The 24,729-nt window shown below is 42.2% G+C and carries 31 protein-coding genes and 1 pseudogene; 23 read left to right on the top strand and 9 right to left on the bottom strand.

The genetic code is table 11. The features are described 5' to 3' along the window. Positions 1-160: 160 nt before the first annotated feature. The 3 genes and pseudogenes from RIB15_RS04475 to RIB15_RS04465 all read right to left on the bottom strand — a co-directional run bounded on the left by RIB15_RS04475 (position 161) and on the right by RIB15_RS04465 (position 3,983). Positions 161-1,795 carry a DEAD/DEAH box helicase gene (locus tag RIB15_RS04475; RefSeq protein WP_350200953.1) on the bottom strand — a complete coding sequence of 545 codons (1,635 nt, stop codon included), beginning with the start codon at positions 1,793-1,795 and terminating at the stop codon, positions 161-163. Between the two features lie 733 nt (positions 1,796-2,528). Next, positions 2,529-3,479, bottom strand: a complete 951-nt coding sequence (locus RIB15_RS04470; RefSeq protein ID WP_350200952.1) for a CPBP family intramembrane glutamic endopeptidase — start codon at positions 3,477-3,479, stop codon at positions 2,529-2,531. Positions 3,480-3,604: 125 nt separating this feature from the next. After that, a pseudogene (locus RIB15_RS04465) lies at positions 3,605-3,983 on the bottom strand (GxxExxY protein). Between the two features lie 145 nt (positions 3,984-4,128). Between RIB15_RS04465 and RIB15_RS04460 the strand changes: the two are divergent. Further along, a complete protein-coding gene (locus RIB15_RS04460) occupies positions 4,129-4,812 on the top strand; it encodes an SOS response-associated peptidase (RefSeq protein WP_350200951.1) in 684 nt (227 codons plus the stop codon). Between the two features lie 115 nt (positions 4,813-4,927). On the opposite strand, the gene RIB15_RS04455 is transcribed toward RIB15_RS04460, so the two are convergent. Continuing rightward, complete coding sequence (locus RIB15_RS04455) at positions 4,928-5,848, bottom strand: mechanosensitive ion channel family protein (RefSeq protein ID WP_350200950.1); 921 nt, start codon at positions 5,846-5,848, stop codon at positions 4,928-4,930. 95 nt (positions 5,849-5,943) lie between these two features. Here RIB15_RS04455 and secG point away from each other — a divergent pair, with 95 nt between their 5' ends. From secG to RIB15_RS04440, 3 genes are all read left to right on the top strand, one after another. Beyond that, entirely contained in the window at positions 5,944-6,315 is a 372-nt protein-coding gene (gene secG, locus RIB15_RS04450; protein ID WP_350200949.1) for a preprotein translocase subunit SecG, read from the top strand. Positions 6,316-6,505: 190 nt separating this feature from the next. Then, positions 6,506-7,474, top strand: coding sequence for an Ig-like domain-containing protein (locus RIB15_RS04445; protein WP_350200948.1), 969 nt, complete (start codon positions 6,506-6,508; stop codon positions 7,472-7,474). Positions 7,475-7,547: 73 nt separating this feature from the next. Next, on the top strand, positions 7,548-7,682 hold the full coding sequence (locus tag RIB15_RS04440) for a hypothetical protein (protein WP_350200947.1): 135 nt from the start codon (positions 7,548-7,550) through the stop codon (positions 7,680-7,682). Here RIB15_RS04440 and RIB15_RS04435 read toward each other — a convergent pair. Further along, positions 7,679-8,662 carry a GlxA family transcriptional regulator gene (locus tag RIB15_RS04435; protein ID WP_350200946.1) on the bottom strand — a complete coding sequence of 328 codons (984 nt, stop codon included), beginning with the start codon at positions 8,660-8,662 and terminating at the stop codon, positions 7,679-7,681. The genes RIB15_RS04440 and RIB15_RS04435 overlap by 4 nt on opposite strands. 203 nt (positions 8,663-8,865) lie before the next feature. On the opposite strand from RIB15_RS04435, the gene RIB15_RS04430 reads away from it, so the two are divergent. The 14 genes from RIB15_RS04430 to RIB15_RS04365 all read left to right on the top strand — a co-directional run bounded on the left by RIB15_RS04430 (position 8,866) and on the right by RIB15_RS04365 (position 16,856). Beyond that, positions 8,866-9,354 (top strand): DinB family protein, encoded by a 489-nt coding sequence (locus tag RIB15_RS04430; RefSeq protein WP_350200945.1) that lies wholly within the window; start codon positions 8,866-8,868, stop codon positions 9,352-9,354. 50 nt (positions 9,355-9,404) lie between these two features. Next, entirely contained in the window at positions 9,405-9,527 is a 123-nt protein-coding gene (locus RIB15_RS04425; RefSeq protein WP_350200944.1) for a VOC family protein, read from the top strand. Further along, positions 9,509-10,159: a dihydrofolate reductase family protein gene (locus RIB15_RS04420; RefSeq protein WP_350200943.1), complete on the top strand. Its 651-nt coding sequence runs from the start codon at positions 9,509-9,511 to the stop codon at positions 10,157-10,159. Before RIB15_RS04425 ends, RIB15_RS04420 begins: the two co-directional genes overlap by 19 nt. Positions 10,160-10,167: 8 nt before the next feature. Then, positions 10,168-10,542, top strand: a complete 375-nt coding sequence (locus RIB15_RS04415; protein WP_350200942.1) for an iron chaperone — start codon at positions 10,168-10,170, stop codon at positions 10,540-10,542. After that, positions 10,539-10,952: a VOC family protein gene (locus RIB15_RS04410; protein WP_350200941.1), complete on the top strand. Its 414-nt coding sequence runs from the start codon at positions 10,539-10,541 to the stop codon at positions 10,950-10,952. The genes RIB15_RS04415 and RIB15_RS04410 overlap by 4 nt, the downstream gene beginning before the upstream one ends. A 19-nt stretch (positions 10,953-10,971) precedes the next feature. Next, positions 10,972-11,349 carry a VOC family protein gene (locus RIB15_RS04405; RefSeq protein ID WP_350200940.1) on the top strand — a complete coding sequence of 126 codons (378 nt, stop codon included), beginning with the start codon at positions 10,972-10,974 and terminating at the stop codon, positions 11,347-11,349. A 6-nt stretch (positions 11,350-11,355) separates the two neighbouring features. Continuing rightward, positions 11,356-11,859, top strand: coding sequence for a GNAT family N-acetyltransferase (locus RIB15_RS04400; RefSeq protein WP_350200939.1), 504 nt, complete (start codon positions 11,356-11,358; stop codon positions 11,857-11,859). A 20-nt stretch (positions 11,860-11,879) separates the two neighbouring features. Beyond that, positions 11,880-12,437 (top strand): dihydrofolate reductase family protein, encoded by a 558-nt coding sequence (locus RIB15_RS04395; RefSeq protein WP_350200938.1) that lies wholly within the window; start codon positions 11,880-11,882, stop codon positions 12,435-12,437. A gap of 4 nt (positions 12,438-12,441) precedes the next feature. Continuing rightward, positions 12,442-12,819, top strand: coding sequence for a VOC family protein (locus RIB15_RS04390; protein WP_350200937.1), 378 nt, complete (start codon positions 12,442-12,444; stop codon positions 12,817-12,819). Positions 12,820-12,821: 2 nt separating this feature from the next. Continuing rightward, a complete protein-coding gene (locus RIB15_RS04385) occupies positions 12,822-13,040 on the top strand; it encodes a hypothetical protein (RefSeq protein WP_350200936.1) in 219 nt (72 codons plus the stop codon). Continuing rightward, a complete protein-coding gene (locus RIB15_RS04380) occupies positions 13,037-13,387 on the top strand; it encodes a nuclear transport factor 2 family protein (protein ID WP_350200935.1) in 351 nt (116 codons plus the stop codon). The genes RIB15_RS04385 and RIB15_RS04380 overlap by 4 nt, the downstream gene beginning before the upstream one ends. A gap of 47 nt (positions 13,388-13,434) precedes the next feature. Next, positions 13,435-13,857 carry a VOC family protein gene (locus tag RIB15_RS04375; protein WP_350200934.1) on the top strand — a complete coding sequence of 141 codons (423 nt, stop codon included), beginning with the start codon at positions 13,435-13,437 and terminating at the stop codon, positions 13,855-13,857. A 66-nt stretch (positions 13,858-13,923) separates the two neighbouring features. Then, the gene (locus RIB15_RS04370; RefSeq protein WP_350200933.1) at positions 13,924-14,352 is read left to right on the top strand and encodes an SRPBCC family protein; all 429 of its coding nucleotides are present in this window, start codon (positions 13,924-13,926) and stop codon (positions 14,350-14,352) included. A gap of 116 nt (positions 14,353-14,468) precedes the next feature. Then, complete coding sequence (locus tag RIB15_RS04365) at positions 14,469-16,856, top strand: ABC transporter permease (RefSeq protein ID WP_350200932.1); 2,388 nt, start codon at positions 14,469-14,471, stop codon at positions 16,854-16,856. A 9-nt stretch (positions 16,857-16,865) separates the two neighbouring features. Here the strand turns inward: RIB15_RS04365 and RIB15_RS04360 are convergent, their stop codons facing one another. The 3 genes from RIB15_RS04360 to RIB15_RS04350 all read right to left on the bottom strand — a co-directional run bounded on the left by RIB15_RS04360 (position 16,866) and on the right by RIB15_RS04350 (position 20,673). Further along, entirely contained in the window at positions 16,866-18,023 is a 1,158-nt protein-coding gene (locus RIB15_RS04360) for a phospholipase D-like domain-containing protein (RefSeq protein ID WP_350200931.1), read from the bottom strand. Between the two features lie 12 nt (positions 18,024-18,035). After that, on the bottom strand, positions 18,036-18,200 hold the full coding sequence (locus tag RIB15_RS04355; RefSeq protein ID WP_350200930.1) for a DUF1328 domain-containing protein: 165 nt from the start codon (positions 18,198-18,200) through the stop codon (positions 18,036-18,038). A 151-nt stretch (positions 18,201-18,351) separates the two neighbouring features. Next, on the bottom strand, positions 18,352-20,673 hold the full coding sequence (locus RIB15_RS04350; RefSeq protein WP_350200929.1) for a TonB-dependent receptor: 2,322 nt from the start codon (positions 20,671-20,673) through the stop codon (positions 18,352-18,354). A 115-nt stretch (positions 20,674-20,788) separates the two neighbouring features. Between RIB15_RS04350 and RIB15_RS04345 the strand changes: the two genes are divergently transcribed. The 5 genes from RIB15_RS04345 (at position 20,789) to RIB15_RS04325 (ending at position 23,923) form a co-directional block, all read left to right on the top strand. Further along, positions 20,789-21,745 carry a helix-turn-helix transcriptional regulator gene (locus RIB15_RS04345; protein WP_350200928.1) on the top strand — a complete coding sequence of 319 codons (957 nt, stop codon included), beginning with the start codon at positions 20,789-20,791 and terminating at the stop codon, positions 21,743-21,745. Between the two features lie 134 nt (positions 21,746-21,879). Beyond that, positions 21,880-22,380 carry a DinB family protein gene (locus RIB15_RS04340; RefSeq protein WP_350200927.1) on the top strand — a complete coding sequence of 167 codons (501 nt, stop codon included), beginning with the start codon at positions 21,880-21,882 and terminating at the stop codon, positions 22,378-22,380. An 84-nt stretch (positions 22,381-22,464) separates the two neighbouring features. Further along, the gene (locus RIB15_RS04335; RefSeq protein ID WP_350200926.1) at positions 22,465-22,926 is read left to right on the top strand and encodes a GyrI-like domain-containing protein; all 462 of its coding nucleotides are present in this window, start codon (positions 22,465-22,467) and stop codon (positions 22,924-22,926) included. A 3-nt stretch (positions 22,927-22,929) separates the two neighbouring features. After that, complete coding sequence (locus RIB15_RS04330; protein ID WP_350200925.1) at positions 22,930-23,166, top strand: hypothetical protein; 237 nt, start codon at positions 22,930-22,932, stop codon at positions 23,164-23,166. A gap of 1 nt (position 23,167) precedes the next feature. Then, positions 23,168-23,923, top strand: a complete 756-nt coding sequence (locus tag RIB15_RS04325) for a DNA alkylation repair protein (protein WP_350200924.1) — start codon at positions 23,168-23,170, stop codon at positions 23,921-23,923. On the opposite strand, the gene RIB15_RS04320 is transcribed toward RIB15_RS04325, so the two are convergent. Next, complete coding sequence (locus tag RIB15_RS04320) at positions 23,913-24,671, bottom strand: YybH family protein (protein WP_350200923.1); 759 nt, start codon at positions 24,669-24,671, stop codon at positions 23,913-23,915. The genes RIB15_RS04325 and RIB15_RS04320 overlap by 11 nt on opposite strands. Positions 24,672-24,729: the final 58 nt, after the last annotated feature.

Below are 24,729 nucleotides of genomic sequence, written 5' to 3'. Positions count from 1 at the left end.
TCCTTCGTCATTCGCTACGCTCATTCCTCAGGATGACATTACCAGTGGTTGAATCTCGTACGCCCCGGGCAGGGCGATGGTGCGTTGTGCCATAAAAAAAAGGCGCATCTGAATGAACAGATACGCCTTAAATGAGTTTAGATAAACGGAAGAAGCTTAATTAATCAAACAGCTTCTTAATCCAGCCGAAGGCTCCGTCAGATTTGCCCGGGTTTGGTCGTTTGCCGTTTTTATCGCCTTCTTTTCCACCGGAAAGCCCGTCATAACTTGGTCGTGGCAGACCGTTGGAGGATTGCTTCTCTTTCGGCTTTTGGCGGCGCTTTCGGTCGCGGTCGTCGTTCTTTTTATTGTTATTACTCTTGCTCTTTTTCTTCGAGCTTTTGTCTTTTTTATCAGATTTGTCAGACTTTTTACCACGGCCTTTTTTCTCCTTCACTTCTTCAGGAAGCGGGATTTCAGTGGGCGCGTAACCTACTTTCTTCACAATTTCGTCGATGTCGTCTTTATCCATTTTGGATACCAGCGACACCATTCGGGCGGCTTTTCCATTTCCAACCAGCTCCGCGCGATACTTATACTCTTCCACTTCGTTCGGCACGTCATAATTAATGACCTGCTTCACTTCATTGAGTTCTACTTCAGTGGCTGAAAGTCCGCCAACCAGCAGAATCTTCATGTCGCCGGAAGTAAACTTACCAAAGCGTTCGTCATAATATTCCTGCTTCAGTCCTTCGTTGATGCTAACCACACCCCATCCTTTCTTGCGGATAATGCGGAACAGGCGGTCGGTGGTGCGCTTGGAAGCAGCAAAAACCACGATCTTGTCGGTCAGTGTATCTTCAAGATGGGCCAGCAGAGTTGATATTTTTGCTCTGGGAGGAACGTAAATATACGCCTGGGTCAGGTCTTCAGGAACAGCAGGCTCTTCTTCATTCTGAGCTTCAGCTTCAGCTTTGGCTTCTTTTTTATCCTGTTTCTCTTCTTCCTCTTTATTTTCTTCCGGGTTGAGCACTACACTTACACTGGCTTCGGCAAGCTTGCGGTTCACTTCTTCCTGATTCAGCTCGAAATCTTCCTGTTTCTGCTCTGAAGTTGAATTCTCTTTTTCAGATTCTTCTTCTTTGTCATCAGCTTTTTGGTCGGAAGAAGCCTCGGGTTTTGCATCCTCAACATTAGAGGCATCAAAGCCGTGCACAACGGGATCTTTCAGCAGGGCTGAAGTAAGCTGTTGGGTAGCTTTGTTATTGGATTTGGAAAAAATAAGGGTCTGTGGTTCGCCCTCCGTTAGCTGCATGATGTCCTTCACCCGGCTCACCAGGTTATAGTTTTCCATGCCGTGGGCTTCATCAATAATGACGAGATCCACTTTGGGAAGCTTAAGCTTATTTTTATCCAGTATTTCAATCAGCCGGCCGGGGTTAGCTACCACAACCGGTGCTCCATCTTTTATTGCTTCTTCCTGAGCAGTGCGAATTCCTTTCATGGAAAGTGCTGCGCTACTAATTTGAGCATGGTAGCCCATGGCCCAAACCGTTTCGTCTATTTCCTTAACTCGCTCAATAGATGGTGTTAGTATTAAAACTCGTATGCCAGAAACCTCTCCGTTGCTTGTCAGCTTTTGCAAAGCAGGTATCAAAAATACACCGTCATCACCGGCTTCATGTTTTACAAGCATATGTCTGCCTTGTAGTGCCGGTGGAATAACTTCAGTTTGGAGAGGTGTGGGTTTTTCAATTCGTACGTCGGCCAGCCCACTCAATAGTTCGGGGCTAAGGCCAAATTCTTCAAAAGACAATGGTTACACCTCTTTCAATTTTGGCGTTATAGTTCAATTTTCAAAGATCATGTCTTTAACTAAAAGACTTTCCAATATACAAAAAATGTACATGAAGCTCAGAGATTTTGAACATTGGCTTAGAACATTGATTAAAGAACATTCAACACTGAATGTTGAAATCTTCGCAAATCATAGAGATCCCTTAGTTATTCGCATTGCTCATTTCACGTTGAAAGCAGTAGTGGAGTGAACGAAATGTGCTGAATAGGCAATGTTATCCTTAGCTGTCGGACCCTATCTCTGTCTCTTTCCCTCCGGCGCGCCAGCATTAAGGTTTTGTGTGGGGCAACCACCGCAGGGAAAGAGGACTCCTTGGTTACTTGGTCGCCGTGCAAGGGAAATCCCGGATCTTCGTATGCACTTCGCCTGCCTGCGGCAAAGGCAGGCCCGGGATGACATGTGATGAGGGTATATTGTGTTCCTTTACACAAGCGAATGGGTTTCAACCCTTTATGGTGGGTGATCGTGGTTATGGTCGTAGAAAACCAAATCGCAAATCGGTCGTTCGGTCTTTCGATCATTCGCGAATCATAGAGATCCCTCAGTCATTCGCTACGCTCTTTCCTTCGGGATGACAAGGCTTGTTCGCACATTTTCTTCGCCCCGAGAGCGGGGCGATGCCGCGTTGCGTCATTTTGTTTGGAAGGATAAGGTTGTATTGCCTAAGGGGTAAATTCTAATCTAAAGGGACTTACTTCGGTTCCAAATTAGAATCTTCGGCTATTTCTTTCATTCTCTTTTGTTCTGTAAAGGTGTTCGAAAATAATTCTGCATAGGTCATTTTAACGCCTGTTTGTTTCAGGTAAAACAGCGTTAAGCCCAAAATTAAGAGGATGCCCAACACTCCAATCAGCCCGGCTTCGGGACCGAAGGAGCCCCCCGTCCACCAATCTGGCCCGCCCTGCTGAATCTGAACCAGTGAGTTCCGCACTTCTGTGCCGCTTACCCGAAAGCCGAATATTCCGCCCTGGAAAAAATTCCATGAAAAGTGAATGCCAATGGAGAACGCTAAACGACCAGTAATAATGAAGGGCACGGCCAGCATCACCCCAGCCAAAACGATGTTCACAACTGCGGTTATGTTTGCATTGGGGTTTCCGGCATGACCAAGCCCAAAAATAGCTGAACTAATGACAATGGCTATGATGGCGACTTTTTGAGGAGTGATACTGCCCAGTGTGAATCCCTCTGTAATATTTGGCAACAAATATCCCCGGGCCATTACTTCCTCATAAAAACCTACGGAAGCCATTTGTACAAAAAAGACAAGCAGGGAAATCAGCCAAAATGTTTCTCCGCTGCGGTCCCAGCTAAAGCCGGTTATTTCCAGTCCGTCCGTTTGCCATTCGGTGAAGAAAATTAGCCCCATCACGCCACCAGCAATTACTATTCCGGCTACGCACTCTTTGAGCCATGTTCTGTCAATAATTAAGCCTGAAAAAGTCCAGGAACGTCCATCAACATAGCGGAACATGATGTAGAACAGCCCAAGGGTGAGTACGGATCTGCCTATGTAATCCAGAGCCGTGTAGGGGATCAGGGATGGAATTACCATCATAAAAACAAATAAGAAGATGAACAGGAGTACCCGAAATAAAGACCGAAGCCTGTTTTCTTCCGAATTAAAAAATGGATTTTGCATGGGCAATGGTTGATGTATGTTTTGGAGGAAGGTAATAAAAAAAGTGTGTATTAAACGCAGAGGGCGCGGAGAGACTCTCAAAGGAGATCGCAAAGAACGCGGAGGTATCGCAAAGCTCGCAGAGTTTATAGTTTGTTTACCACTCGATGGATACCTTCCTTTAAGAGCTTCACATTGAAGTTTATGAGCAAGCCCAGTTTTTTTATTCGATAGTTTTAAATAAGTGAGTAATTGTGAATAATGGACCGGAGCTAAGCTTTCTGCAGCCTTAATTTCCATGATAACCCGGTTATTTACGAGCAGGTCTAATCTGTAAGCAGTTTCAAAGTGTATCTCTTTATATAATAGCGGAACTGAAACCTGACGTTGAACATGCAATCCCTTCTCACTTAATTCAGAAAACAAAACCTCTTCATAAACTGATTCCAAAAGCCCGGGCCCAAGCTCCCGATGAATTTCAATACAAGTTCCTATTATTATTTTTGATAATTCATTTTCTATCATTCCTGATTTAAGCATTTATTCCTGAAAGAGTCAACATAGAAGGCTCAGTGCTCTCTGCGAAACCTTTGCGTCTCTGCGTTAAAAAAATGAACAATACCTCAGACTTTTTTCGTTATCCCTATAAATCAAGCTAAATAATAGATTTATGAAACGATATGTTTTAGAAGCCGATAAATTTATCATTGAGGAAGCATTTGATGCCAATACCGATGCTGAAAGCCTCTTTAATCCTAATTATAATGTGATACCCGGCACTACGATGCCTATCATTATCAAAGATGGTGAGAGTCGGACAGTGGTAAGTTCGGAATGGGGACTTCAGCAAAAAAATACTGATGAAGAATTTTTCGAAGTACCTCAGGAAGAGATTGCTGAAAAAGAAAACCTGGACAAACTCGTGGAAAATTCCCCATGTATCATTCCGGTTTCAGGGTTTTATAAATGGAAAGAGACGGTGGAAGATCCGCTGCCATTTTTTTTAAGAGTATTGACTACCGATGTTACAGGTCTTGCTGGAATCTACTCTTCATTTGAAAATAAAAACGGAAGGAAGGTTCATTCATATGCTGTTATTACTATGCCGGCGAATGCTCTGGTTGAGCCATTGGATGACCGGATGCCGGTTATATTGGATGAAAAGGACTACGGCCGTTGGTTAAACGGAGATGCTCCCGAAATGCTGGAAAAAGGGTTTTCAGGAAATCACTTGCTGCCGGATATGTCGGTTTTCAGAGTACCTGAATTAGTGAATGACCCTTCTAATAACTCCAAAGAGCTGGTGCAGCCAATCCCAAAACTCCGCAACTATGATGGTGCTGATGACGACTGAAGAATTAAAAATGTTAAAAACTGTCATCTCGCGGCGTATGCTCGAGATCTGGATATTTATATAGAAACTGACTTAAAATTTCATCCAGATTCCTGCTTTCGCAGGAATGACATGTTTAGCTATCTGGAGTAGTTCCGGGCTTCCCTTCGGTGGAGTTGTCGTAGTAGCGGATGGTTGGGTAGGCGAAGTCGATATCGTCGTGTTCTGCAAATCGATCCAGCACAGATTCCCAAATAGCCTGTGAAATACCCCTTCTTTTTCTGGGGTCCGATAAGTAGCGAATGGAAAGGTTGATTCCGCTGTCTTTTACGCTGGTATAAACAATAGGGGTCAGGTATCGATACTGAATGAGATAGGATTTTTCGGCTTTTTTGACTTCCTCCCGTGCCTGTTCCACAAATTCCTGCATGTTTTCATCAACTACTTCTTCCAAAATCTTCTTGGCTTTCTTCCAATCACTCTCAAAGGTTACGAGCACGCCCATCTCATTCCAGATGAACTCGAAGTCGCTGGTGTAGTTAGCAAGGTCTTCAGTGAATACTTTGTGGTTGGGAATATGAATGACCCGGCCGGTACTTTGGTCAGCATCTACCCAATTTCCTATTTCCAGTATGGTGAATTTGAACACCCGGATATCGATTACATCACCTTTTGATGACCCGACCTGAATGCGATCGCCGATATCGAAAGGCTTTCTCCAGATTAAGAACATCCAGGCGGCGATATCGGTTACCGGGTCTTTCAGGGCAATAGCGATACCCGCAGATAACAGCCCCAGGAACGTGCCAAGGGAGCCGAGAGCATCAAACCAAATCTGACCTACAATCAAAAGGCCAATAAAGAAAGCGATGTACGTGATATTCTTGCGCCACTTATAAACACTCTTTTTGTTCTCTACATTGCGCTGAATAACACGAACCGTTATTAACCGGATAACCCAAAGGATGAGGATGATGGCAACCGTTTCTACAATCTGAACGGTAAGACTTGGTGAGCTTGCGATAAATTCGGCGATTTGGTCTGTGAACTCTTGCATCCTCGTTATTTAATTATTTTTGGTATCTCCGTGCTTGGGATAGTATGTAAAAATGGATATCTTTGCACTCTTCAAAAAGATAAGAATCTAATTACATGCTTTATAATATAATTGTAGGAGTTATTGCTGTTATTTGCTTCCTGTTAATCGTGGTTGTTTTACTGCAGCCAGGTCAGGGACAAGGAATTTCCGGAATGGGTGGCGGAGGCGGCCTCGGTGGAGGTGGCGGACTTGGCGCCCGAAGAACAGCTGACTTGCTATCGAAGTCGACATCAATACTTGCAGCTCTATTTTTAGCACTTTGTGTGCTGGCTAACTTTGCGATTGATCGCGGAGAAGTGGATCGGAGTATTTTACAGGAAGGCGGACCGGGTGTAAATGCACCTATTGAATCTCCTTCTCAAACGGCTCCGGCTATTCCTCAGCAACAGCAGCAGGATAACACCGAAGGAAACGGCGATAATTAACAGCTGATTTCGGTTAAGATATTGAAGCCTCATCATTTAGTTGGTGAGGCTTTTTTTATAGTGATTGTTTTTACAGGGAGAAAGCTGAACTATTTTTTATGAATTCAGACTGTGGGTGGTCCTTTTTTCTTATTTTTTTCGCAATTTATTATGAACATATCCCTTAAATAACTAACTAAAGGAGATAAAAATGAAAAGGGTTTTGGGAATATTTAGCGTGATATCATTGCTTGTAATTTCAGGCTGTATGATGCCGGGGGCAGAAATGCTGAACAAAGTGCCCATCAATTCAGTGACGGTAGAAGTGCTGGATCAGGAGGGTAATCCTATTCAGGGAGCACAGGTGGAAGCATCCAACGGCCGGCAAACTACAACCGGTGCCAATGGAAAAGCAAAAATCAGGTTTGGCTCGCTGGGGATTCACAATATCTCGGTATATGCTGATAACTACATGCCGAATAATATGATCGTAACCATGCCGACTGATAACGGGAATACGGTAACAGCTCGTCTGACCGGTGAGGTGCAAATGGCTTCTCTGAATTTTGGGATCAATATGAATGTGAATATGTATCCCATGATGTTCAACTACTTGTTCACAGGATATGGTTATGAGCTGGAAGTTGAAGACTATACGGAAGGTGGCTGGACCCAATGGCAGGTATCAGATGGAGAAGGCGAAGTTGGAACCATTATGAAGAAAGGATTTCTCAAAGAACTGGAAAACGGACAGCAGTGGTGGCAAATCGTGATGTTTGAAAAAGACGAAGAGGAGCCTGTTTATATCGCAGAAGTACTTTTTTCGGAAGGAAGACAGCAAATTGTGCGGCTTCGCGAAAAAATGGGAGATTCTGAACCACAGGAAAAACCTGTTTCCGAAGGGTGGTATTCTCAGCCTCAAAAGCTAACTAAGGAATCTATTGAAGGTGCGGTTGCTGAAACCGGAGTTTCGGTGAACGTTCCCAAAGGTACATTTACAACCGATCTTATCGACTTTGGCGTAGCTCCCGAAATTTCACTTAAACTATGGAGAGTAACTTCGGAGGAAGTTCCCGGCGGAGTAGTAAAATCATCAACGATGGAAGGTGAAGAAGTGATTTCCTCACTGGAGCTGATGGATTTTGGAACCGATGCCGAAACCATGCTTAACAGTTTCTGATCAATTTTACTTGTGAGGTTCTAAAAAAAGTCCTGTATAACCGTACAGGACTTTTTTAGTTAACCTACTTTCTATGACAGATATCGCCCAGCTGAAAATCATGGGGTTGATTATTGGAAATACCATGAATCCAAAGCAAGTACTCAGGTTACTGTTTTTGCAAACGAAGAAGTCGTCTGACTCTCAAAAAGTAGTTCAGCAAAACTAAACCGCTACGGCATCCCGATTATACTTATCGCGGTACTCGATGGGGGTGAGTCCGGTGATTCGGCGAAATAAATCCCGGAATGATTTGGTGTCAGAATAGCCTACATCATACATCACTTCTGTCACGTTCTTTCGGCTCGATTCCAGGCTTTTCTTTGCGGCTTCTACCTTTACCCGCTGTATATATTCGGTGATAGTGTTGCAAGTGGCTTTTTTAAACCGGCGCTCCAGTGTTCGGCGACTCATTGCAAATTGGTCGGCGAGATCATCAACACGAATCATTTCTTCATAGTGATCTTCAATGAATTTCTGCGCTTTTTTCACTTTATCATCAGTATGATCTTTTTGTCCCTCAAAAATAATAAAGGGAGATTGGCTGTTTCGGTCGATATCAATAGAAAAAGCTTTAGACGAAAATATAGCCGCTTCCCTTCCGGCATATTTCTCGATTAAATGCAGCACAAGATTCAGAAAAGCATAAGCCCCGCCACTGGTATAAATTCCATCTTCTTCTGTCATAATTTTTTCATCAACCACCTTCACTTTTGGGAATAGTTTCCGGAGGTTGGCAGCATGCATCCAGTGGGTAGCGCATTGTTTGCCGTCCAGTAATCCGGTTTTTGCCAGAAAGAAAGCACCTACGCAGAAACTGACTACCTCAGCTCCATTTTTATACTGATCTACAATCCAGGGAATAAATGCTTTATTTCGTTTCAGAGCCTTCTCTAAATCATCATGAATAGCAGGTATGATAATGAGATCTGTTTTGAGCACATCTTCCAACAGGCAATCCGGGCTTATCGCAAAAAGACCGGTTGTTTGTTTAACCTCTTTCTCCAACCCAACCATATGAACATCAAATACGGGCGGTCTGCCTTTTTCCTGGAGCATGCCGTTTACCATATTTAAAATCTGGTGAGTCCCGCCAATATTAACAATGCTGGTATGCCCTTTTGGGATAAGAATAGAAACGTGCTTCATGGCTTATAAATTAAAGTTGGTCAATAAGAATGATCATTTATGTACTGCTTTTGATAAGTAATTAAAACCGGATGTCGCAATCAACCTGCAAGATTGCCGTAATTACACAGGGTAACATTGGTTTTCAGGCATTATGTTCTGAAAAGTCGATGCGGCTCAGTTTCTTACAAAGTTTCCATCGACAATTAAATTCTGTATTTATTATGCAAAAAGCACTACTTATACAATTCGATTTACATCAGCAGTTATTCAATAATGTGCTGAAGGGTTTTTCTGATGCTGAGACAAATTCCCGGCTTGACGGATATCCAAAAATGAATCATGTAAAATATTTGGCAGGTCATCTATTGAACTCACAATATGCCTTGGCACAAATAGCTGGTGTAAATCCGGAGGTAAAGTGGAATGAGCTTTTTGCAGTGATGGGGCAGTCTGCCGCTAAAGACAATTTTGAATACCCGGATATTGAAGAGATTAAAAGTGAATGGAATGCTTTGTATGAGTTAACCCGAAAAGGACTTGCCAAACTTGATAAGAATGATTTAGCTAAAGTGCCGGAAGAGCCTTTTAGCCAGGTTGCAGAAACAGTATTGGATTTGTGGGCTTTTGTGAATCATCATATAGGATATCATATTGGACAAATAAGTATCATGAGAAGGGGATTTAATAAAGCTCCGATGAGCTATGAGTAAAAATAGTCATAATAAGTTCAAACATTGATATTTAAACAATAGATGTTCAGATGAGTAAAATAAGAACGTGTTTTTGGTTTGACAGTCAGGCCGAAGAAGCAGCTAAATTTTATACTTCAGTATCTAAAGATTCAAAAATTAAAGAAACAGTCGGATGCAAAAATTACGGGTAGAAAGTTTTTCCATATCAATAGATGGTTTTGGAGCAGGTCCTGATCAAAGCTTAGAGAATCCGCTGGGAGTGGGGGGAGAAGACCTTCATCAGTGGTTTTTCCCCACAAAAACGTTTCAATCCATGCATGGTGAAGGGGGAAATGGCGAAACCGGGGTAGACGATGATTTCGCTTCACGAGGGTTTGAAAATATCGGAGCCTGGATCTTAGGACGCAATATGTTTGGTCCCATACGCGGCCCATGGCTGGATGATGAGTGGAAAGGCTGGTGGGGAGATAATCCTCCCTATCAGGTGCCGGTATTTGTGTTAACACACCACAAACGGAAGCCCATTGAAATGGAAGGCGGGACGGTATTTTACTTTGTTACCGAAGGTATTCATGCGGCACTTGAACAAGCTTTTGAAGCGGCAAAAGGTAAAGACGTTCGGGTAGGAGGTGGCGTACATACCATCAGGCAGTATCTGAATGCAAAGTTGATTGATAAGATGCATATCGCAATTTCACCGGTGCTTTTAGGAAAAGGAGAAAACCTTTTCTCAGGAATGAATTTGAAGTCCCTGGGATATGAATGTGTTGAACATGTAGCTACGGGTAAGGCTACGCATGTGGTTATAAAGAAGAAATCGTAAGGAAGACAATGGCAAAAACTGATTTCCAATCTATTGATGAGTACATAGAAACATTTCCTAAAGAAGTACAGCAAAAACTTCAAAAGATCAGAGAAGTGGTCCGTAAAGCAGCTCCGAATGCTGAAGAAGCTATTAGTTACCAGATGCCAACGTTTAAACTGAATGGCAATCTTGTGCATTTTGCAGCATTTAAAAACCATATTGGACTTTATCCGGCACCGTCTGGTATTAGCGCATTTGAAAGCGAGATTAAGGATTATAAACATGCGAAAGGTTCGATGCGGTTCCCGCTGGACCAACCCATTCCGTTCGATCTGATAGCTAAAATTGTGAAATTCAGAGTTCAGGAAAATTCAAACAAGAAAAAGAGGAACGAACAATGACTAAAGAACTATGGCTAAATCTTCCGGTTAAAAAGATTCCAAATTCTAAAGCATTTTTTAAAACGATTGGTTTTTCATTTGATGAGGAACGGGAAAGAGAAGACATGGCGGCCATGAAGGTCGGTGAAAAGAAAGTACCTGTGATGCTCATTACCGAAAACACATTCAAAAATGTTATTCAGCATAATATCACAGATACCTCTAAGTCATCGGAAATGATGATTTCGTTTGATGCTGAAAGTCGTGAAGAGGTGGATGAGATTGCTCAAAAAGTAGAGAAAGCCGGAGGAACGGTTTTTTCCAAGCCTTCAGAAATACAAGGCTGGATGTACGGCTGCGCTTTCACCGATTTGGACGGCCACCGCTGGAACGTGTTGTATATGGATATGAGTAAAATGTCGGAAAGCTAACATCTAAAAGTCCGAGACAATGGCACATTTATATTTCGAAATTCAAGCTGATGACCTAAATCGAGCTTCTAATTTTTATGCTGAAGTATTTGGGTGGAAGTTCAAAGAAAACCCTCATGTACCCGTGGAATATTTTAGTATTGAAACCGGCGGTACAAGAGGAGGACTACTAAAACGGCCAGCCGATACTCCGCCGCCGGAATGTGGAACCAATGCTTATGTATGTTCTATGGAAGTTGATGACTTTGACGCAAAGGCTAAAAAGATACTACAGCTTGGCGGACAGATTGCCATGCCGAAGTTTGCCATCCCAAAAACGTGCTGGCAAGGCTACTTCATCGATACAGAAGGAAATACTTTTGGCTTGTTTGAAGTGGATGAAAATGCCGGAGAATAATTTCTTATGAACCAAGTCTCTTCCCATATCACCTTTAGAAAAGCAAACCTGGATGATTTGCCTCTGCTGAAGCATTGGGATGAACAGCCTCATGTAATTGCTGCTGACCCAAATGATGACTGGGAGTGGGAAACGGCTCTACAGCGTGATGAAGATTGGCTCGAAATGTTTATCGCCGAACTGGATGGAAGGCCTCTTGGATTTATTCAGATTATCGATCCGGCTCATGAAGAATCGCAGTATTGGGGTGAAATAGAGGACGGCTTTCGGGCCATCGATATCTGGATTGGAGAAGCAACAGATCTTGGAAAAGGGTTTGGAACTGAAATGATGCGGCTGGCCATCAATCATTGCTTTGAACAGCCAGGAGTAGAAGCAATCCTGATTGACCCACTGGAAAGTAATACCGATGCCCACCGCTTTTATGAACGACTGGGCTTCAAATTTGTAGAAAAACGCAGGTTTAATGAAGATGACTGTTTGGTCTATGTCCTAAAAAGGAAAGACTGAAATTTTAAAGAACAACAAAGATGAGAAAAATAATCTATGCCCAGCTGGTTTCTCTCGATGGATACATCGAGGACGAAAACGGCAACATTGACTGGACCAAACCCGGAGAAGAGCTACACAGGCACTTTAATGAGATGGAAAAGAACCTTGATGTCAATTTCTACGGAAGGCGTATGTCAGGGGTGATGGATTTTTGGCTGACAGCAGATCAAAACCCAGATTTAAGCGATTTTGAAATTGAATATGCAAAGTTTTGGCAAGAAACCAAGCGCATTGTCTTCTCAAAAACACTCGAAGAGGTGAAAGGTAATGCGGAGCTTCGCCGGGAATTCGATCCTGATGAAATCCAAAAGCTGAAAAATAAACCCGGCAACAATATGGCGGTTGGAGGGGCAAATCTGGCTTCCACATTTATTGAACACGGGCTGGTTGATGAGTTTCAGGTATACATTCACCCTGTAGCCATTGGCGGAGGTAAACCGATGTTTCCGGTTGATAAGAGATTAGATCTGAAACTAACAGAAAGCCGGGTATTTCCTGGCGGAGTCGTAATGTTGAAGTATAACCTTAAAACCTGAGCATATGTTTAATATCAAAAATACATTCAGCAGTTTTTCGGTCGATGATCTTGAAGAAGCTTACAAATTCTATAGCGAAACACTTGGGTTGAAAGTGACGAAAGACGAAATGGGATTTCTAAATATTGATTTGTCAGGTGGGGGGCGGGCTGTTATATATCCAAAAGAAAAAGAACATAAACCTGCCGTATTTACGGTCCTGAATTTTGTTGTTAAGGATATAGAAAAAGCCGTGGAAGTCCTCATTAACAAAGGGATCATCTTTGAACAGTATTCAGGAGATATTGCTACAGATGAAAAAGGAATTATGCGTGAAAACGGCCCTTTAATTGCTTGGTTCAAAGACCCGGCAGGGAATATTTTATCAATTATTGAAGAATAGGAATGAGCGATATCAAAGTATATAAAACCGACGTAGTTAACAGGGAGCTAGCCATAGAAGTCCTTCGGAAGATCCGCGAAGAATTGCCGGAGAGTGATTCCAGCTTTGACCTGGATGATTGCGATAAAGTATTGCGGATCGAAAGCCACAAGGATGTAAAAGAAGTGCTAATCAAAGAAATTATTGAAAATTGTGGTCATCAAATGGAGGTATTGCCATGACACAAAAAGGGAAGTTTTTAAAAAAATTCAACGAAGCTTTTGCCAAAAGTGATATCAACTTTATTCTTGAAAATGTTACGGACGATATAAGCTGGATCGCCGTTGGTGATTTTTCGGTGAAGGGCAAGGAAGAATTCACAAAAGCACTCGAAAAAATGAAAAGCGAGAAAGCGTATCAGATCAAAATTAATAATATAATTACACATGGAGACTCAGCTGCAGTAGATGGAGTCATGAAGATGCCGGACAGTAAAAAGAGCTATGCATTTTGTGATGTATATAAATTCAGTGGGTTTAAAAACCCGAAAGTAAAAGAACTGAGCTCTTATGTGATAGAAATAAAATGAAAAGCAGATACTGAATTTTAAAAACCAATAACCCAAAAACTAAATCTATGCCAACGATCAATCCTTATCTGAATTTTCAGGGGAATACTGAGGAAGCCTTTAAATTTTACCAATCCATTTTTGGAGGAGATTTCATTGGCGGAATTTCCAGATTCAACAATGCACCGGAATCGGATAAGCTCTCCGAAGACGAAAAGAATAAGGTAATGCACATTGCCCTGCCCTTTGGCGAAAACAACATGATTATGGCCACCGATGCTCTTGAGTCGATGGGGCAAAAAATAAAAACGGGGAATAACTTCTACCTGTGCATTTCGGCTGACAGCAGGGTTCAGGCTGACCATTTTTTTGAAGGGCTTTCGGATGGAGCTGAAGTTGATATGGAAATGCATGATGCGTTCTGGGGCGATTATTTTGGAATGCTCACAGATAAATTTGGCATCAGGTGGATGATTACTTTCGCAGACTAAGCTCCATTATGGTGCTGTTAAGTCCATAAAACCAATTTAGTGCAACAACAATCAAACGTTTATAAAATGAAAATCACAATTAAAGCTATAGTTAAAGCTGATACCCAAAAGGCATGGGACTGCTATACGCTGCCCGAACATATCAAAAACTGGAACTTTGCTTCCGATGACTGGCACTGTCCAAGTGCAGAGAATGACCTGCAACCCGGCGGCAGATATAAGGCAAGAATGGAGGCCAAAGATGGCAGTTTTGGCTTTGATTTTAAAGCTACTTACGATGAGATAATCAACAAAAAGAAAATCGTATATACCCTCGACGACGGCCGGAAAGTGGTTACAGATTTTGAGAATCAGGATGGTGAAACTAAAGTAACTACCGTTTTTGACGCGGAATCTGAAAACTCAATTGAGATGCAAAGGGAGGGGTGGCAGGTCATTCTGAATAACTTCAAGAAACACACGGAAGCCAATCAAACTAAGAAGGGTCGTAATTAAAACATGTGATTTTACACCTTTTTTCGGATTTCAATCGTCTTTCGGGTAACCTGATATTATTTGATGCGTAAAGCATCGGAATATTACCTTCATCCTTCATCAAAAAAGGTGTGCTCATGTTTAAAAATTATATTCTGACCTCGTGGAGAAACCTGATCAAGCATAAGGGATATACCGGGGTAAATTTACTTGGTTTGGTTTTGGGGATTTCAGCGTTCATCATTCTTGGACTCTATGTGTGGGAAGATTTAAGCTTCAATAAATTCAATTCTAACTATGAGCGTATTGGCCGTGTGGTAACGATTGACAAAGCTCGCGGTGTTTCTTCACAACGTGTAGGCGTCTCTTATCCTGCTTTGGGACCGGCGCTGGAAGAAAATTTACCGGAGATTGTTGAGACGGTGAGAATCAGCAATCAGGGACAGAACTCAATAAGGTATAATAACGAGAATTACCTGGTTGAAACTTCTTATCTCACGGAAAACTCATTTTTTAAAATTTTTGATTTTGAACTGATTCGGGGTTCATATGAAGATGTACTTACCCGTCCCGGTACGGTGGTAGTAACACAAAGCTTTGCAGATCGGGTATTTGGAAGGGAAGACATTATTGGAGAGACTATTGAAAACCAGCAGGGAAACTTGCTGGAAGTGGTTGGAGTAATGGAAGATGTCCCTCCCAGCTCACACTTTCAGTTCGAAGTTCTGCAGGCAATGGTAGCGGGTGAAGGACAGCAGGGGTTTTCTCAGTTTCTGGAATCCTGGAATTCGATCTCCGTTCAAACCTATGTGCTTTTTGACCGGCCGAGAGATACCGAACAGTTTGCAGACCGGCTCATGCAAATTGCTACCGATAACGGCGGATACGAAATGTTTTTCCCGACCATCATTCCACTTTCAGATGTTCACCTGAATTCATCGGAAATTCTTTTTGATGTAAATAACCGGAAAAGCGATATCAGTAATGTGTATATCATGATGGCTATTGCTTTGATGGTGTTGATTCTTGCCTGCTTTAATTATGTGAATTTGGTGACAGCCCGTTCAACTTCCCGGGCAAAAGAAATTGGATTGAGAAAAGTGGTTGGCGGAGTGCGAAGTCAGCTTATTGCCCAGCATTTGATTGAATCAATCTTCCTGGTACTGCTGGCCTTTGTGATGTCAGTCGCGTTGGTTTATGCGATGCTTCCTGTACTAAATGATATGTATTCGAGATATGCGGATATCAGCTGGCTGCTGACTCCGGAGTTTATCGGTGCATCTATAGCAGGCATTTTGCTTATCGGGATGCTATCCGGATTATATCCCGCTGCAGTACTGTCGTCATTCAAGCCGACCACGGTTTTAAAAGGTGCATTTTCAAGCAGTTCCAAAGGGTCCTTTTTGAGACATTCCCTGGTAGTTCTGCAGTTTATGATTTCTATTGCTTTGCTGGCTGGAACCATTGTTGTATTTCAGCAGATGAATTTCATTTTTAACGCTGATTTAGGGTATGATCGTGACCAGATTGTAACGTTAAGTGCGGGGCAGTTTCAAAACCCGGATAATGCAGTCACTTTTTATGATGAACTTGCCAAAATTCCCGGTGTTAAATCAGTTGGGGCTTCAGTTCAGCAAATCGGATCTCAATATGGGCGGTCAGGAGTTACGCCAGAAGGCATTTCGTCAGAGGAAAACATTATCTCCAGTGTGACAAACATTAACGATAATTACATCCCAACGATGGGAATCGGTATTGCTGAAGGCCGCAACTTTTCAACTCAATATGCTGATTCGGGCAATTCAGTTTTGGTGAACCAGGCTTTTTTAAGGATGCTGGGCTGGGAAACAGGAACCGACAAAACCCTGACGTTTGGAGCTAACAGCGATAATCCAACGGTTCTGAATATAGTAGGCGTGGTGGAGGACTTTCACTTTGCTACGGTACGCCATGAGGTGGAGCCTCTGATCATGTTTTACGGTGAGGCTTTACCGACTGTATCATTGAAAATGGACGCACAAAATATGAGCAGAACTCTGACGGAAGTAGAAGAAGTATGGAGTAAATTCTTACCCAATCGCTCTTTTGAGTATAATTTCCTTGACGATTCTTTTGCTCAGCAGTACAGTACCGAGCAAACTCTTTCACAGATGATACGTCACTTTTCAATTCTGGCTATTTCTATAGCAGCTATCGGGCTGTTTATTCTGTCGGTGTTTACCGTTCAACAACGAAGAAAAGAGATCGGAATCAGAAAGGTGCTTGGTTCCACTACAACTGGAATCGGAATATTGCTAAGTAAAGATTTCCTGAAATGGATTCTGCTTTCAAATATCATCAGCTTGCCAGTTGCATGGTATTTATTAAAAGAATGGCTGGCCAACTTCCGCTATCGCATCGATCTGGATATTGTCCCCTTCCTGGCCGCAATGGTTATTTCTATGCTGATTGCCGGGATTACGGTTAGTATTCAGTCCTATAAAGCAGCCACGGAAAATCCGGTTAAAAGCCTGCGGAGTGAGTGATACAGAAAGCTAAATCTGTCTGTTAATAATCCAGGTGATTTTTTCCAGCGCTCGCTTGAGAAGACTTCGTTTTTTCCAACGGTCTTTTTCTACTTGTTCACAATGGAGCAAATCTTCTTCAAAGTGATCGTTTAGCGTGCCGGTTATTTCTTTATCCAGAATCACGACGTTAACCTCATCGTCTTTAAGCATGGAACGATGATTAAAATTAGCGGAGCCTACACAGCTCAGTTGGTCATCAACGGTAATGATTTTGGCGTGGAGCATGGTTTTTTGGTAGTACCAAAGCTTCACATCAGAGTCTAAAAGTGGTTCAAAGCTACCGTCACCTGCCATGCGCGCGACATGTTTGTCAATATTCTTTCCGGGAACCATAATTTGAACTTCCACCCCGCGTTGAGCAGCTTCTTTCAGTAATTCAATCATCACCGGATTGGGGTTGAAGTAAGCTGTGGTGATGCGGATACTCTCCTTGGCCATTTTTATTAGCGCCTGATACAGCATTACAATATCGCTCCAACGAACGGAAGCAGCGGTTCGAATAACCTGGATGTGGGTATTACTATCAGGCAGGCTGTTTCCTTTTATGCTATGATCAAATTTCAGCTTTTGCCCGGTTTCGATCCAATTTTCCATAAAAGCAGCCTGAAGTCCAAATACAGCAGGACCCTGAATACGGAAATGGGTATCACGCCATTCCCTTTCATTTCGGGCATCGCCTTCCCATTCTTCGGCTATACCAACGCCACCTGTGAAGGCAACTTCACCGTCACAAATCAATACTTTTCGGTGAGTCCGGTTGTCAATCTTCCACAGCTTCCACTGTGGCATAGGCCGAAACCATTTTATATTGACTCCACTGCGTTCCATCAGCAGTGATATTTCCCGGGGCATTTTTGCGGCACCAAAACTATCGAGGATCACAAAAACTTCCAGGCCTTCCTCGGCTTTTCTTGAAAGTGCTTTAGCAAAGTCGTAGGCAATATTTCCAGTCCAATAAACAAAAGTTAAGAACTCTATTCTCTCTCTGGCGTTGTTAATTGCCTCCAGCATAGCTGGGAAAATTTCATTCCCGTTTTTAAGGATGTCTACTTTATTGCCCGCGGTAAATGGGGTGCCAAGGCTCTGCTCTAATAACTGTTTGTAATAGGAAGTGGGTTCCGGCATGCAGGTTGTGTGCTATACTTTGGGGCGTTTTCCAAAAACCAATGAGACTAGAAATAGCACAATAAATACGTAAAAACAAATTTCAGCGATACCAGCTGCAGCTCCGGCAATACCTCCAAAACCCAAAATACCAGCGATTATCGCAATAACTAAAAATGTGATTGTCCATCGTAACATATACTCTCCGATTTTGTTGTATTTATATATTCCAATCGGATGTGACAGAAATTGTTCCCTTTATTGTACATCTTGGTGCTGATAAAGCCTGCTGATTTATTGGAAATAGCGCCCTCCATTTTTTTTAAAAGCTTCAGCTTAAGATGTTTCCTCAGAACTCGATTTTATAGCTTAGGTTTGGTACTAACACCATTTCGCGATCTTCTTCAATCCGGTCCCTCTTCAGGTTGAACACATATCCATAAAACTCCTGATAGCCCGTCAAATTTATGATCTGCAGCGACCAAACCTTGGCAATATTCCTGAGATTTTTTCGATACTCCAGTGTCAAATCTCCATATAAAATATTGGGCTCTTGATTTATGTAGGCTCGGGTTTCATCATAAAAAACTTCCCTTTCGTTGAAAGTTCGGGCTTCATCTACCGGGGAAATCCGCTTGCCTCCCATCATATTTAACCGGGCGTTAATGCTAAAATAGCGAATACGGTCGGGGTCTCTGAATTCCCATTCCCTTCCTCCTAACAAGGTAATAATATAGCCACGGTCAAAGCGGGTGCTTCGCCATACATTGTCTCCTCCCCGGTACGTTGATTCAAACAGCGACCCGGTAAAAAGGCCGTACCAACCATCCGAGAGATAGCGCTCAATCGTGAGGTCTACTCCGAAATTTTCACCGGCACCGTCGTTTTCCATACGCTCTTCGAGAAACCAATCTTCTTCCATGTTGAGCGTCGAAAAGCTGGAATCAGGAATTACGGGCACATCCGTTAATCGCTGGTAGTAAAGCTCCAGATTCAGGAATATCTTTTCGCTAAACGACCGACTGTAACCTGCCACAAAATGATCGGCTTTGGTCAAACCTAACATGCGATTATTGGGATGGGCAAAATATATTGTCAGAGGCTCTACTTGGGAATGACGGCCATAAGATAAGCTAAAACTGTTTTCGTTTGGTCTAAACTGAATGGCCATGCGTGGTTCCAGTGAGCTGGCATTTGTCAATTCAAAATGCTGAATATGGAATCCTCCGGTGACCAAAAATTTTCCAAAATTGAATCGGGACTGACTAAAGCCCTGGTGCAGATAGCTGTGTCCGCTTTCATCTAAAATAAGTCGCAGAGGTGTCTGAGGGTTGTCCGAAAAGCGAGATTCCTGACTATACCCCACACGGTTTACCGATGCTCCTGTACGGTTTGTGTGGCCGCCATTAACTTTGGTATTTAGCACTGATTTTGCTGTCAGCTTCCATGCCCGATTGCGTATATACTCGCGCGGATATAGTGTTAATCCATCTTCGGTATATCGATCCAAATTCCAATCAAAACCACTGCCGGAGCCAACCAATGAGGTAGTAAGATATGCTCGGTCCCCGAATAAAATTCGGTGTTTAAACCCTGCTGCACCAAATCTAGTAGGACTTTCTACGTCTTCCCGATCATAATTATAGGTCCAATCTTCGGGATTATCTTCTGGCGGCCCACCGGAATAATCATTTCCGCCAATCCCCCAAAAACTAAAGGTACCGGCTTCTTTTGTTGGGATATTAAACTTATAAGATAGATTCTGATATCTGATAAGATCGGCACCATCAGGTAACAAAGGGGCAATGAGGGAGAAAGTAGATAAGCGATAATTGAAGAGATAGGAAGCATCTCCGGCAATCGGTCCTTCTGAGGCGACATCAATCCCAATAATTCCTGCCTCAACCGTATGTTCATATTGTTGGTTATTACCGTTACGCAGGTTTAGGTCAAATACTCCGGAGAGAGCATTGCCATATTCCGCAGGAAAAGCACCGGTATAAAAATCCGAATTGGCTACAAGATGACTGCTTAGGGCTGTAATGCCTCCCCCTCCAATCACGGTGATATTAGCAAAATGACTGGGTGTTGGAATTTCTACGCCTTCCATCTGCCAAAGCATTCCTTTAGGGGCGTTGCCCCGAATCACTAAGGCATTATCACTTAAATTACCTGCCACGCCTGCAAATGAAGCAGCCAGACGTGCCGGATCATCAAACCCTCCGGCATAACGCGAGGCTTCTTCCATGCTCAATTGCCGGGCACTGGAAACAGCCATGGAATTAATAGGCTGGTTTTTGATGATACCCGGGTTTACAACTACTTCTTCCATTTCCGTAACCGATTCGCGCATAGTGATATTCAATACCACTTCGCGGGATGAACTCACCATAATGTCACTTACAAAATGGGTCTCATATCCTATGAATGAAAAACGCAGGGTTTGTCGTCCTAAAGGAACTTTCTGTAAGCTAAAACTTCCATTTGCATCGGTTGTAGTTCCTTTGACTGGTTCAGAATCTAACAACATAATACTCACGCCCGCCATGGGAGCCCCGGAAGAAGCGTCAGTAACTCCTCCACGTATAGTTTGGGTAGGCACCTGTGCTGCCAATAAAGATGTAAAAAGCAGCCAGAATATTATTATCCCAGGATAGATGATATGTTTCATTTGCAAGGTTAGATTTTCGTTAAATTTGTACCCGATTGAATGTTAGAAAAAAAAGAATAAGTCACAATCATTATCTCTATATATATTTGTGTACCAAGCATTTAGCTTTTAATTCATGAACCGTATTGATCGACTTACCGCCATTATTATTTTTCTGCAGGGAAGAAAAAAAGTGACTGTTGAAGAACTTTCGGAGCGGTATGATATTAGTGAGCGTACGGTGTATCGTGATTTAGTTGCACTGCAAGAAGCAGGAGTGCCAATCGGTTCTGAACCAGGCAGCGGATATTACATCGTTCGTGGATTTCATCTGCCACCGGTAATGTTCGATCGTAATGAGGCCGCTTCGTTATTAGCCGGAGAACGGTTGATGCAAAAGTGGAATACAACGGATTTAGGGAAATCTTACTTATCTGCTCTGGATAAAATACGTGCTATTCTGCCACCTGATGAAAAAGAATATTTTGAGACTCTGGATGCTCACATACAGGCTTTTCACAATCAAAATAAAAACCAGCCGCAGCCTGATAATCAGATTTTTGTAGCTCTTCAAAATGCCATCTTCAAAAAGGAAATAATCGAGATAATCTATTCCTCTCCTCATAAGAAGAAAAAGTCTACTCGCAAGGTAGAACCGCTGGGGTTGTTGCTCATGGGAAATCATTGGTATCTGGCAGCCTGGTGTTGCCTGAGAGAAGATTATCGCATGTTTCGGTTGGACCGTTTTCTTCAGTATAAACCAACAGGGAAATACCTTGAGGAGCCGCCGGAGCATACATTGAAAGAATTTCATGAACGTAATTTAAATGAAGAAAAAGAACTTAAAGAAGTAACAGTTTGGTTTGAGGATGAGATGGTTCGGTATATTGGCGATTCGAAATATCACTATGGATGGGCATGGGAGAAGCGGGTTGAAAATGGACTGGAAATGACTTTTTTGACTTCTCACCCCGAATACCTTTGTCGCTGGGTGCTTGTGTGGGGTAACGGGGCAAGAGTTTTAAAACCAGATTCTGCTAAAAAAAGAATGAAAGAACTGGCAGGGGAATTGTATGAGCACTATAGCTCGTAATATTTGTAACAACCACGAAGGCGCAAAGAGCGCAAGCTTAGAAAATTTTTTCAGATTATTTTTATTGCATTGACATAGGGTTGTCAGTAGCGGCTTGTACATTGGCTCACAATACGTTAACCAAGTACAAAATCATGACAAAAGACAACTCAACTTCACTCATTATAACTCCGGATCAATTATTAGAGCACTGGCAGGGGCACCGAAGTCTTACCCGCCGTGTAATTGAAGCTTTTCCAGATGACAAGCTGTTTACTCATTCAATAGGCGGGATGCGCCCGTTTTCAGAACTTGCTTTAGAGATGATTAAAATGGCATCGCCCGGAATTAGTGGTATAGCATCCGGGAAATGGGAAGAATTTGGAGACTTCTCAGGCGATGATATTTCTTTGGAAGTAAACACAAAAGAAGAGCTACTAAAGTTGTGGGACTGGAGTACTGAACAAATCAATAAAATATGGTCTTCCATTCCGGAGGGACGTTTCCAGGAAAAAGATGTAGCCTTTGGACAGTGGGAAGGTCAAACCTGGTGGCATATGTTTTACTTTATTGATAATGAAATTCACCATCGCGGGCAAGGGTATGTGTATCTGCGTTCCCTGGGAATTGAGCCACCTTTTTTCTGGGAACGGTGAGAAACCGCTGAAGACACAAAATACGCAAAGCAATTATTGCCTTTGCAACTTAGCACGACAAAATCTCAACAAAAAACAGAACACATGAAAAATCAGGTTATCCAAAAATTTAATGTAGTCGGTATTTCCATAAGAACGACTAATGAAAACGGACAAGCTATTGAAGCCATAGAAAAGTTATGGGGGAAATTCTGGGGCAATGAAATTCAAAAACAAATTCCGAATAAAGTAAGTGAAGATATTTATGCAGTGTATACAGAATATGAAACAGACTTCACCGGTCCTTATACAGTAATTATTGGGCTGCCTGTAAGTTCAATGGAAAATATTCCTGAAGATTTTGTCGGAATAACTATTGAAAAGGCGACGTACCAGAAGTTTGTTTCAAAAGGAAAGATGCCGGAAGCTGTAGTAAATACATGGATGGAAATTTGGGAGCACAAAGACTTGAACAGAGCTTATAAAGCTGATTTTACAGTGCACGGAGAGAAATACTATGATGGAGAAAATGCCGAGGTAGAAACATTCATATCAGTGACAGATTAAATGATGAAAGAGATTGATTCCGAAATAGCGTGTTTTGTCTTCAGAACTTCACTCATAGATAAAAGAGATGTGGAGCAAATTTCAGTTGCCATGAATACTCACCCTGATATCGCAGAGTGGAGTGTTGATTTGGAGAATTGGGAAAAAGTGCTCCGGGTTGAATCCAGTGGCATTGATGTAAATGGTATCAAGTTATTGCTACGCTCCAAAGGCTTTTATTGCAGCGAAATGGAAATTTGAGATGAGCAGTTATAAAAAACCAACCGACTACTTTGATGAAGAATTAGCCATAATGCTGGCGGAAAAAATTGGTATGGTCTATGTGGATTTTGATGCATCTAATTTCATAGAAGCTGTAAGATCATCCTATAAAAATAAAGCTTTAAAGCAGCGGGTAGAATTAATAGCTGACCAGTTATTTAAATATCTTCCAAATGATTATTCAACTGCTGTAATGGTTTTACTACAAATTTTAGGCCCGGAAAATCCTGAGGAAACCGGGATGTTTACCAACTACTACTGGTTGATGCCGGTAGCTAAGTTTGTAGAGAAGTTTGGGTTAGGTCATTTTCAATTATCCATAGAAGCTATTGAGGAAATCACAAAGAGAAATACCGGTGAATATGCCATTCGGCCCTTTATTGAGAAGTATCCTCAGGAAACATTGGTTGTGATGAAAAACTGGGCAAAGTCCGGTAATTTTCATCTTCGGAGACTGGCTTCAGAAGGGCTAAGGCCCAAGCTTCCCTGGGCACCTAAACTGGAATTGTTTATTGAAGATCCATCACCTGTATTTGATGTCCTGACACTGTTGAGGGAAGATGAAATTCATTTTGTAAAGAAGTCGGTTGCAAACCATATCACCGATTACTTTAAAGTGAATCCGGTTGCCGCCCGAACTTTAATATCTGACTGGCAACCAACAGAAAATGAACATACGCAATGGATCATAAATTACGCTACACGAAAGGTAGATCCGAAGCTGCTTAAAAGTTAAAGTCCAGCTCAATCAGCCAGCTTTCATCATGTTGTTTCTGCCAAAGGATTACATAAATTCCACCAGTTCCAACCCTTTCTGAGCCCGTAAAATATCGGCCGATTTCGAGTATATGCTCATCAGAAAGTTTCCAGAGTTGTTCCTTTTCAAGGTCAACCTGATAATTGGGGTTCTCCATATAGAAATAACGCTCAGCTATTTCCTGCCAGCCTTCTGATTTTTGGCCATTCCCAAAATAGGTGGCGTCTTTGGTATAAGTTGCTTTGATGTGAGCTTCCGGGTTATGCTTGTTTGCTAGTTTTACCCATTCCAGACGTTCTTCATTTAAGATCTGGTTAATTTTTTTGCTGACTTCGGTAGTATTACTTTTTTGGGTGAGTATTATGTCAATTTCTTTTTTCCAGCTTCTGTCAACATCCCGCCACCCGGTAAGTATCAACAGCGAATCCGATTCGGTTAAAAGCTGACCTGTGGTCACGTATCTAAGATCATCATGACGAAAAGAGGAAAAATGATGATACTTTTGAAGGCTGGAAAGCTTTTTGGATTGGGTAAATTGTGTAAGTGCTTCAGTGTTTTCAGTATTGATTTTAGAATAAATCAGGTTTTTCTCAGACCAATAAAAATCAGAAGTTGATTCACCAGCTTTAACAGTATGAAGCCATTCTTCTTGTAGGGAAATAAAATCAGGCTGAGCCTGTACGCCAGTCCATATAAAGAGTAAAAACAGGACACAAGATTTCTTCATCAGGAAAGAATTTTATTATACTATTTAATTAGTATATCAGTTCGCAATCACTTCTGCA

It is taken from the genome of Gracilimonas sp., assembly GCF_040218225.1.
Classification (GTDB): Bacteria; Bacteroidota; Rhodothermia; order Balneolales; family Balneolaceae; genus Gracilimonas.
This window is presented reverse-complemented; position numbering and strand designations above follow the sequence as displayed.

What these genes read in the sequence shown, in the direction of transcription:
- RIB15_RS04340 (WP_350200927.1), top strand. Translation starts at nt 21,880, where the DNA reads ATGACAAAAGACAACTCAACTTCACTCATTATAACTCCGGATCAATTA.
- RIB15_RS04425 (WP_350200944.1), top strand. Translation starts at nt 9,405, where the DNA reads ATGAGTAAAATAAGAACGTGTTTTTGGTTTGACAGTCAGGCCGAAGAA.
- RIB15_RS04370 (WP_350200933.1), top strand. Translation starts at nt 13,924, where the DNA reads ATGAAAATCACAATTAAAGCTATAGTTAAAGCTGATACCCAAAAGGCA.
- RIB15_RS04345 (WP_350200928.1), top strand. Translation starts at nt 20,789, where the DNA reads ATGAACCGTATTGATCGACTTACCGCCATTATTATTTTTCTGCAGGGA.
- RIB15_RS04440 (WP_350200947.1), top strand. Translation starts at nt 7,548, where the DNA reads ATGACAGATATCGCCCAGCTGAAAATCATGGGGTTGATTATTGGAAAT.
- RIB15_RS04445 (WP_350200948.1), top strand. Translation starts at nt 6,506, where the DNA reads ATGAAAAGGGTTTTGGGAATATTTAGCGTGATATCATTGCTTGTAATT.
- RIB15_RS04415 (WP_350200942.1), top strand. Translation starts at nt 10,168, where the DNA reads ATGGCAAAAACTGATTTCCAATCTATTGATGAGTACATAGAAACATTT.
- RIB15_RS04335 (WP_350200926.1), top strand. Translation starts at nt 22,465, where the DNA reads ATGAAAAATCAGGTTATCCAAAAATTTAATGTAGTCGGTATTTCCATA.
- RIB15_RS04400 (WP_350200939.1), top strand. Translation starts at nt 11,356, where the DNA reads ATGAACCAAGTCTCTTCCCATATCACCTTTAGAAAAGCAAACCTGGAT.
- RIB15_RS04410 (WP_350200941.1), top strand. Translation starts at nt 10,539, where the DNA reads ATGACTAAAGAACTATGGCTAAATCTTCCGGTTAAAAAGATTCCAAAT.
- RIB15_RS04350 (WP_350200929.1), bottom strand. Translation starts at nt 20,673, where the DNA reads ATGAAACATATCATCTATCCTGGGATAATAATATTCTGGCTGCTTTTT.
- RIB15_RS04375 (WP_350200934.1), top strand. Translation starts at nt 13,435, where the DNA reads ATGCCAACGATCAATCCTTATCTGAATTTTCAGGGGAATACTGAGGAA.
- RIB15_RS04395 (WP_350200938.1), top strand. Translation starts at nt 11,880, where the DNA reads ATGAGAAAAATAATCTATGCCCAGCTGGTTTCTCTCGATGGATACATC.
- RIB15_RS04460 (WP_350200951.1), top strand. Translation starts at nt 4,129, where the DNA reads ATGAAACGATATGTTTTAGAAGCCGATAAATTTATCATTGAGGAAGCA.
- RIB15_RS04380 (WP_350200935.1), top strand. Translation starts at nt 13,037, where the DNA reads ATGACACAAAAAGGGAAGTTTTTAAAAAAATTCAACGAAGCTTTTGCC.
- RIB15_RS04455 (WP_350200950.1), bottom strand. Translation starts at nt 5,848, where the DNA reads ATGCAAGAGTTCACAGACCAAATCGCCGAATTTATCGCAAGCTCACCA.
- RIB15_RS04355 (WP_350200930.1), bottom strand. Translation starts at nt 18,200, where the DNA reads ATGTTACGATGGACAATCACATTTTTAGTTATTGCGATAATCGCTGGT.
- RIB15_RS04365 (WP_350200932.1), top strand. Translation starts at nt 14,469, where the DNA reads ATGTTTAAAAATTATATTCTGACCTCGTGGAGAAACCTGATCAAGCAT.
- RIB15_RS04430 (WP_350200945.1), top strand. Translation starts at nt 8,866, where the DNA reads ATGCAAAAAGCACTACTTATACAATTCGATTTACATCAGCAGTTATTC.
- RIB15_RS04420 (WP_350200943.1), top strand. Translation starts at nt 9,509, where the DNA reads ATGCAAAAATTACGGGTAGAAAGTTTTTCCATATCAATAGATGGTTTT.
- RIB15_RS04360 (WP_350200931.1), bottom strand. Translation starts at nt 18,023, where the DNA reads ATGCCGGAACCCACTTCCTATTACAAACAGTTATTAGAGCAGAGCCTT.
- RIB15_RS04435 (WP_350200946.1), bottom strand. Translation starts at nt 8,662, where the DNA reads ATGAAGCACGTTTCTATTCTTATCCCAAAAGGGCATACCAGCATTGTT.
- RIB15_RS04405 (WP_350200940.1), top strand. Translation starts at nt 10,972, where the DNA reads ATGGCACATTTATATTTCGAAATTCAAGCTGATGACCTAAATCGAGCT.
- RIB15_RS04325 (WP_350200924.1), top strand. Translation starts at nt 23,168, where the DNA reads ATGAGCAGTTATAAAAAACCAACCGACTACTTTGATGAAGAATTAGCC.
- RIB15_RS04385 (WP_350200936.1), top strand. Translation starts at nt 12,822, where the DNA reads ATGAGCGATATCAAAGTATATAAAACCGACGTAGTTAACAGGGAGCTA.
- RIB15_RS04390 (WP_350200937.1), top strand. Translation starts at nt 12,442, where the DNA reads ATGTTTAATATCAAAAATACATTCAGCAGTTTTTCGGTCGATGATCTT.
- RIB15_RS04470 (WP_350200952.1), bottom strand. Translation starts at nt 3,479, where the DNA reads ATGCAAAATCCATTTTTTAATTCGGAAGAAAACAGGCTTCGGTCTTTA.
- RIB15_RS04330 (WP_350200925.1), top strand. Translation starts at nt 22,930, where the DNA reads ATGAAAGAGATTGATTCCGAAATAGCGTGTTTTGTCTTCAGAACTTCA.
- RIB15_RS04320 (WP_350200923.1), bottom strand. Translation starts at nt 24,671, where the DNA reads ATGAAGAAATCTTGTGTCCTGTTTTTACTCTTTATATGGACTGGCGTA.
- secG (WP_350200949.1), top strand. Translation starts at nt 5,944, where the DNA reads ATGCTTTATAATATAATTGTAGGAGTTATTGCTGTTATTTGCTTCCTG.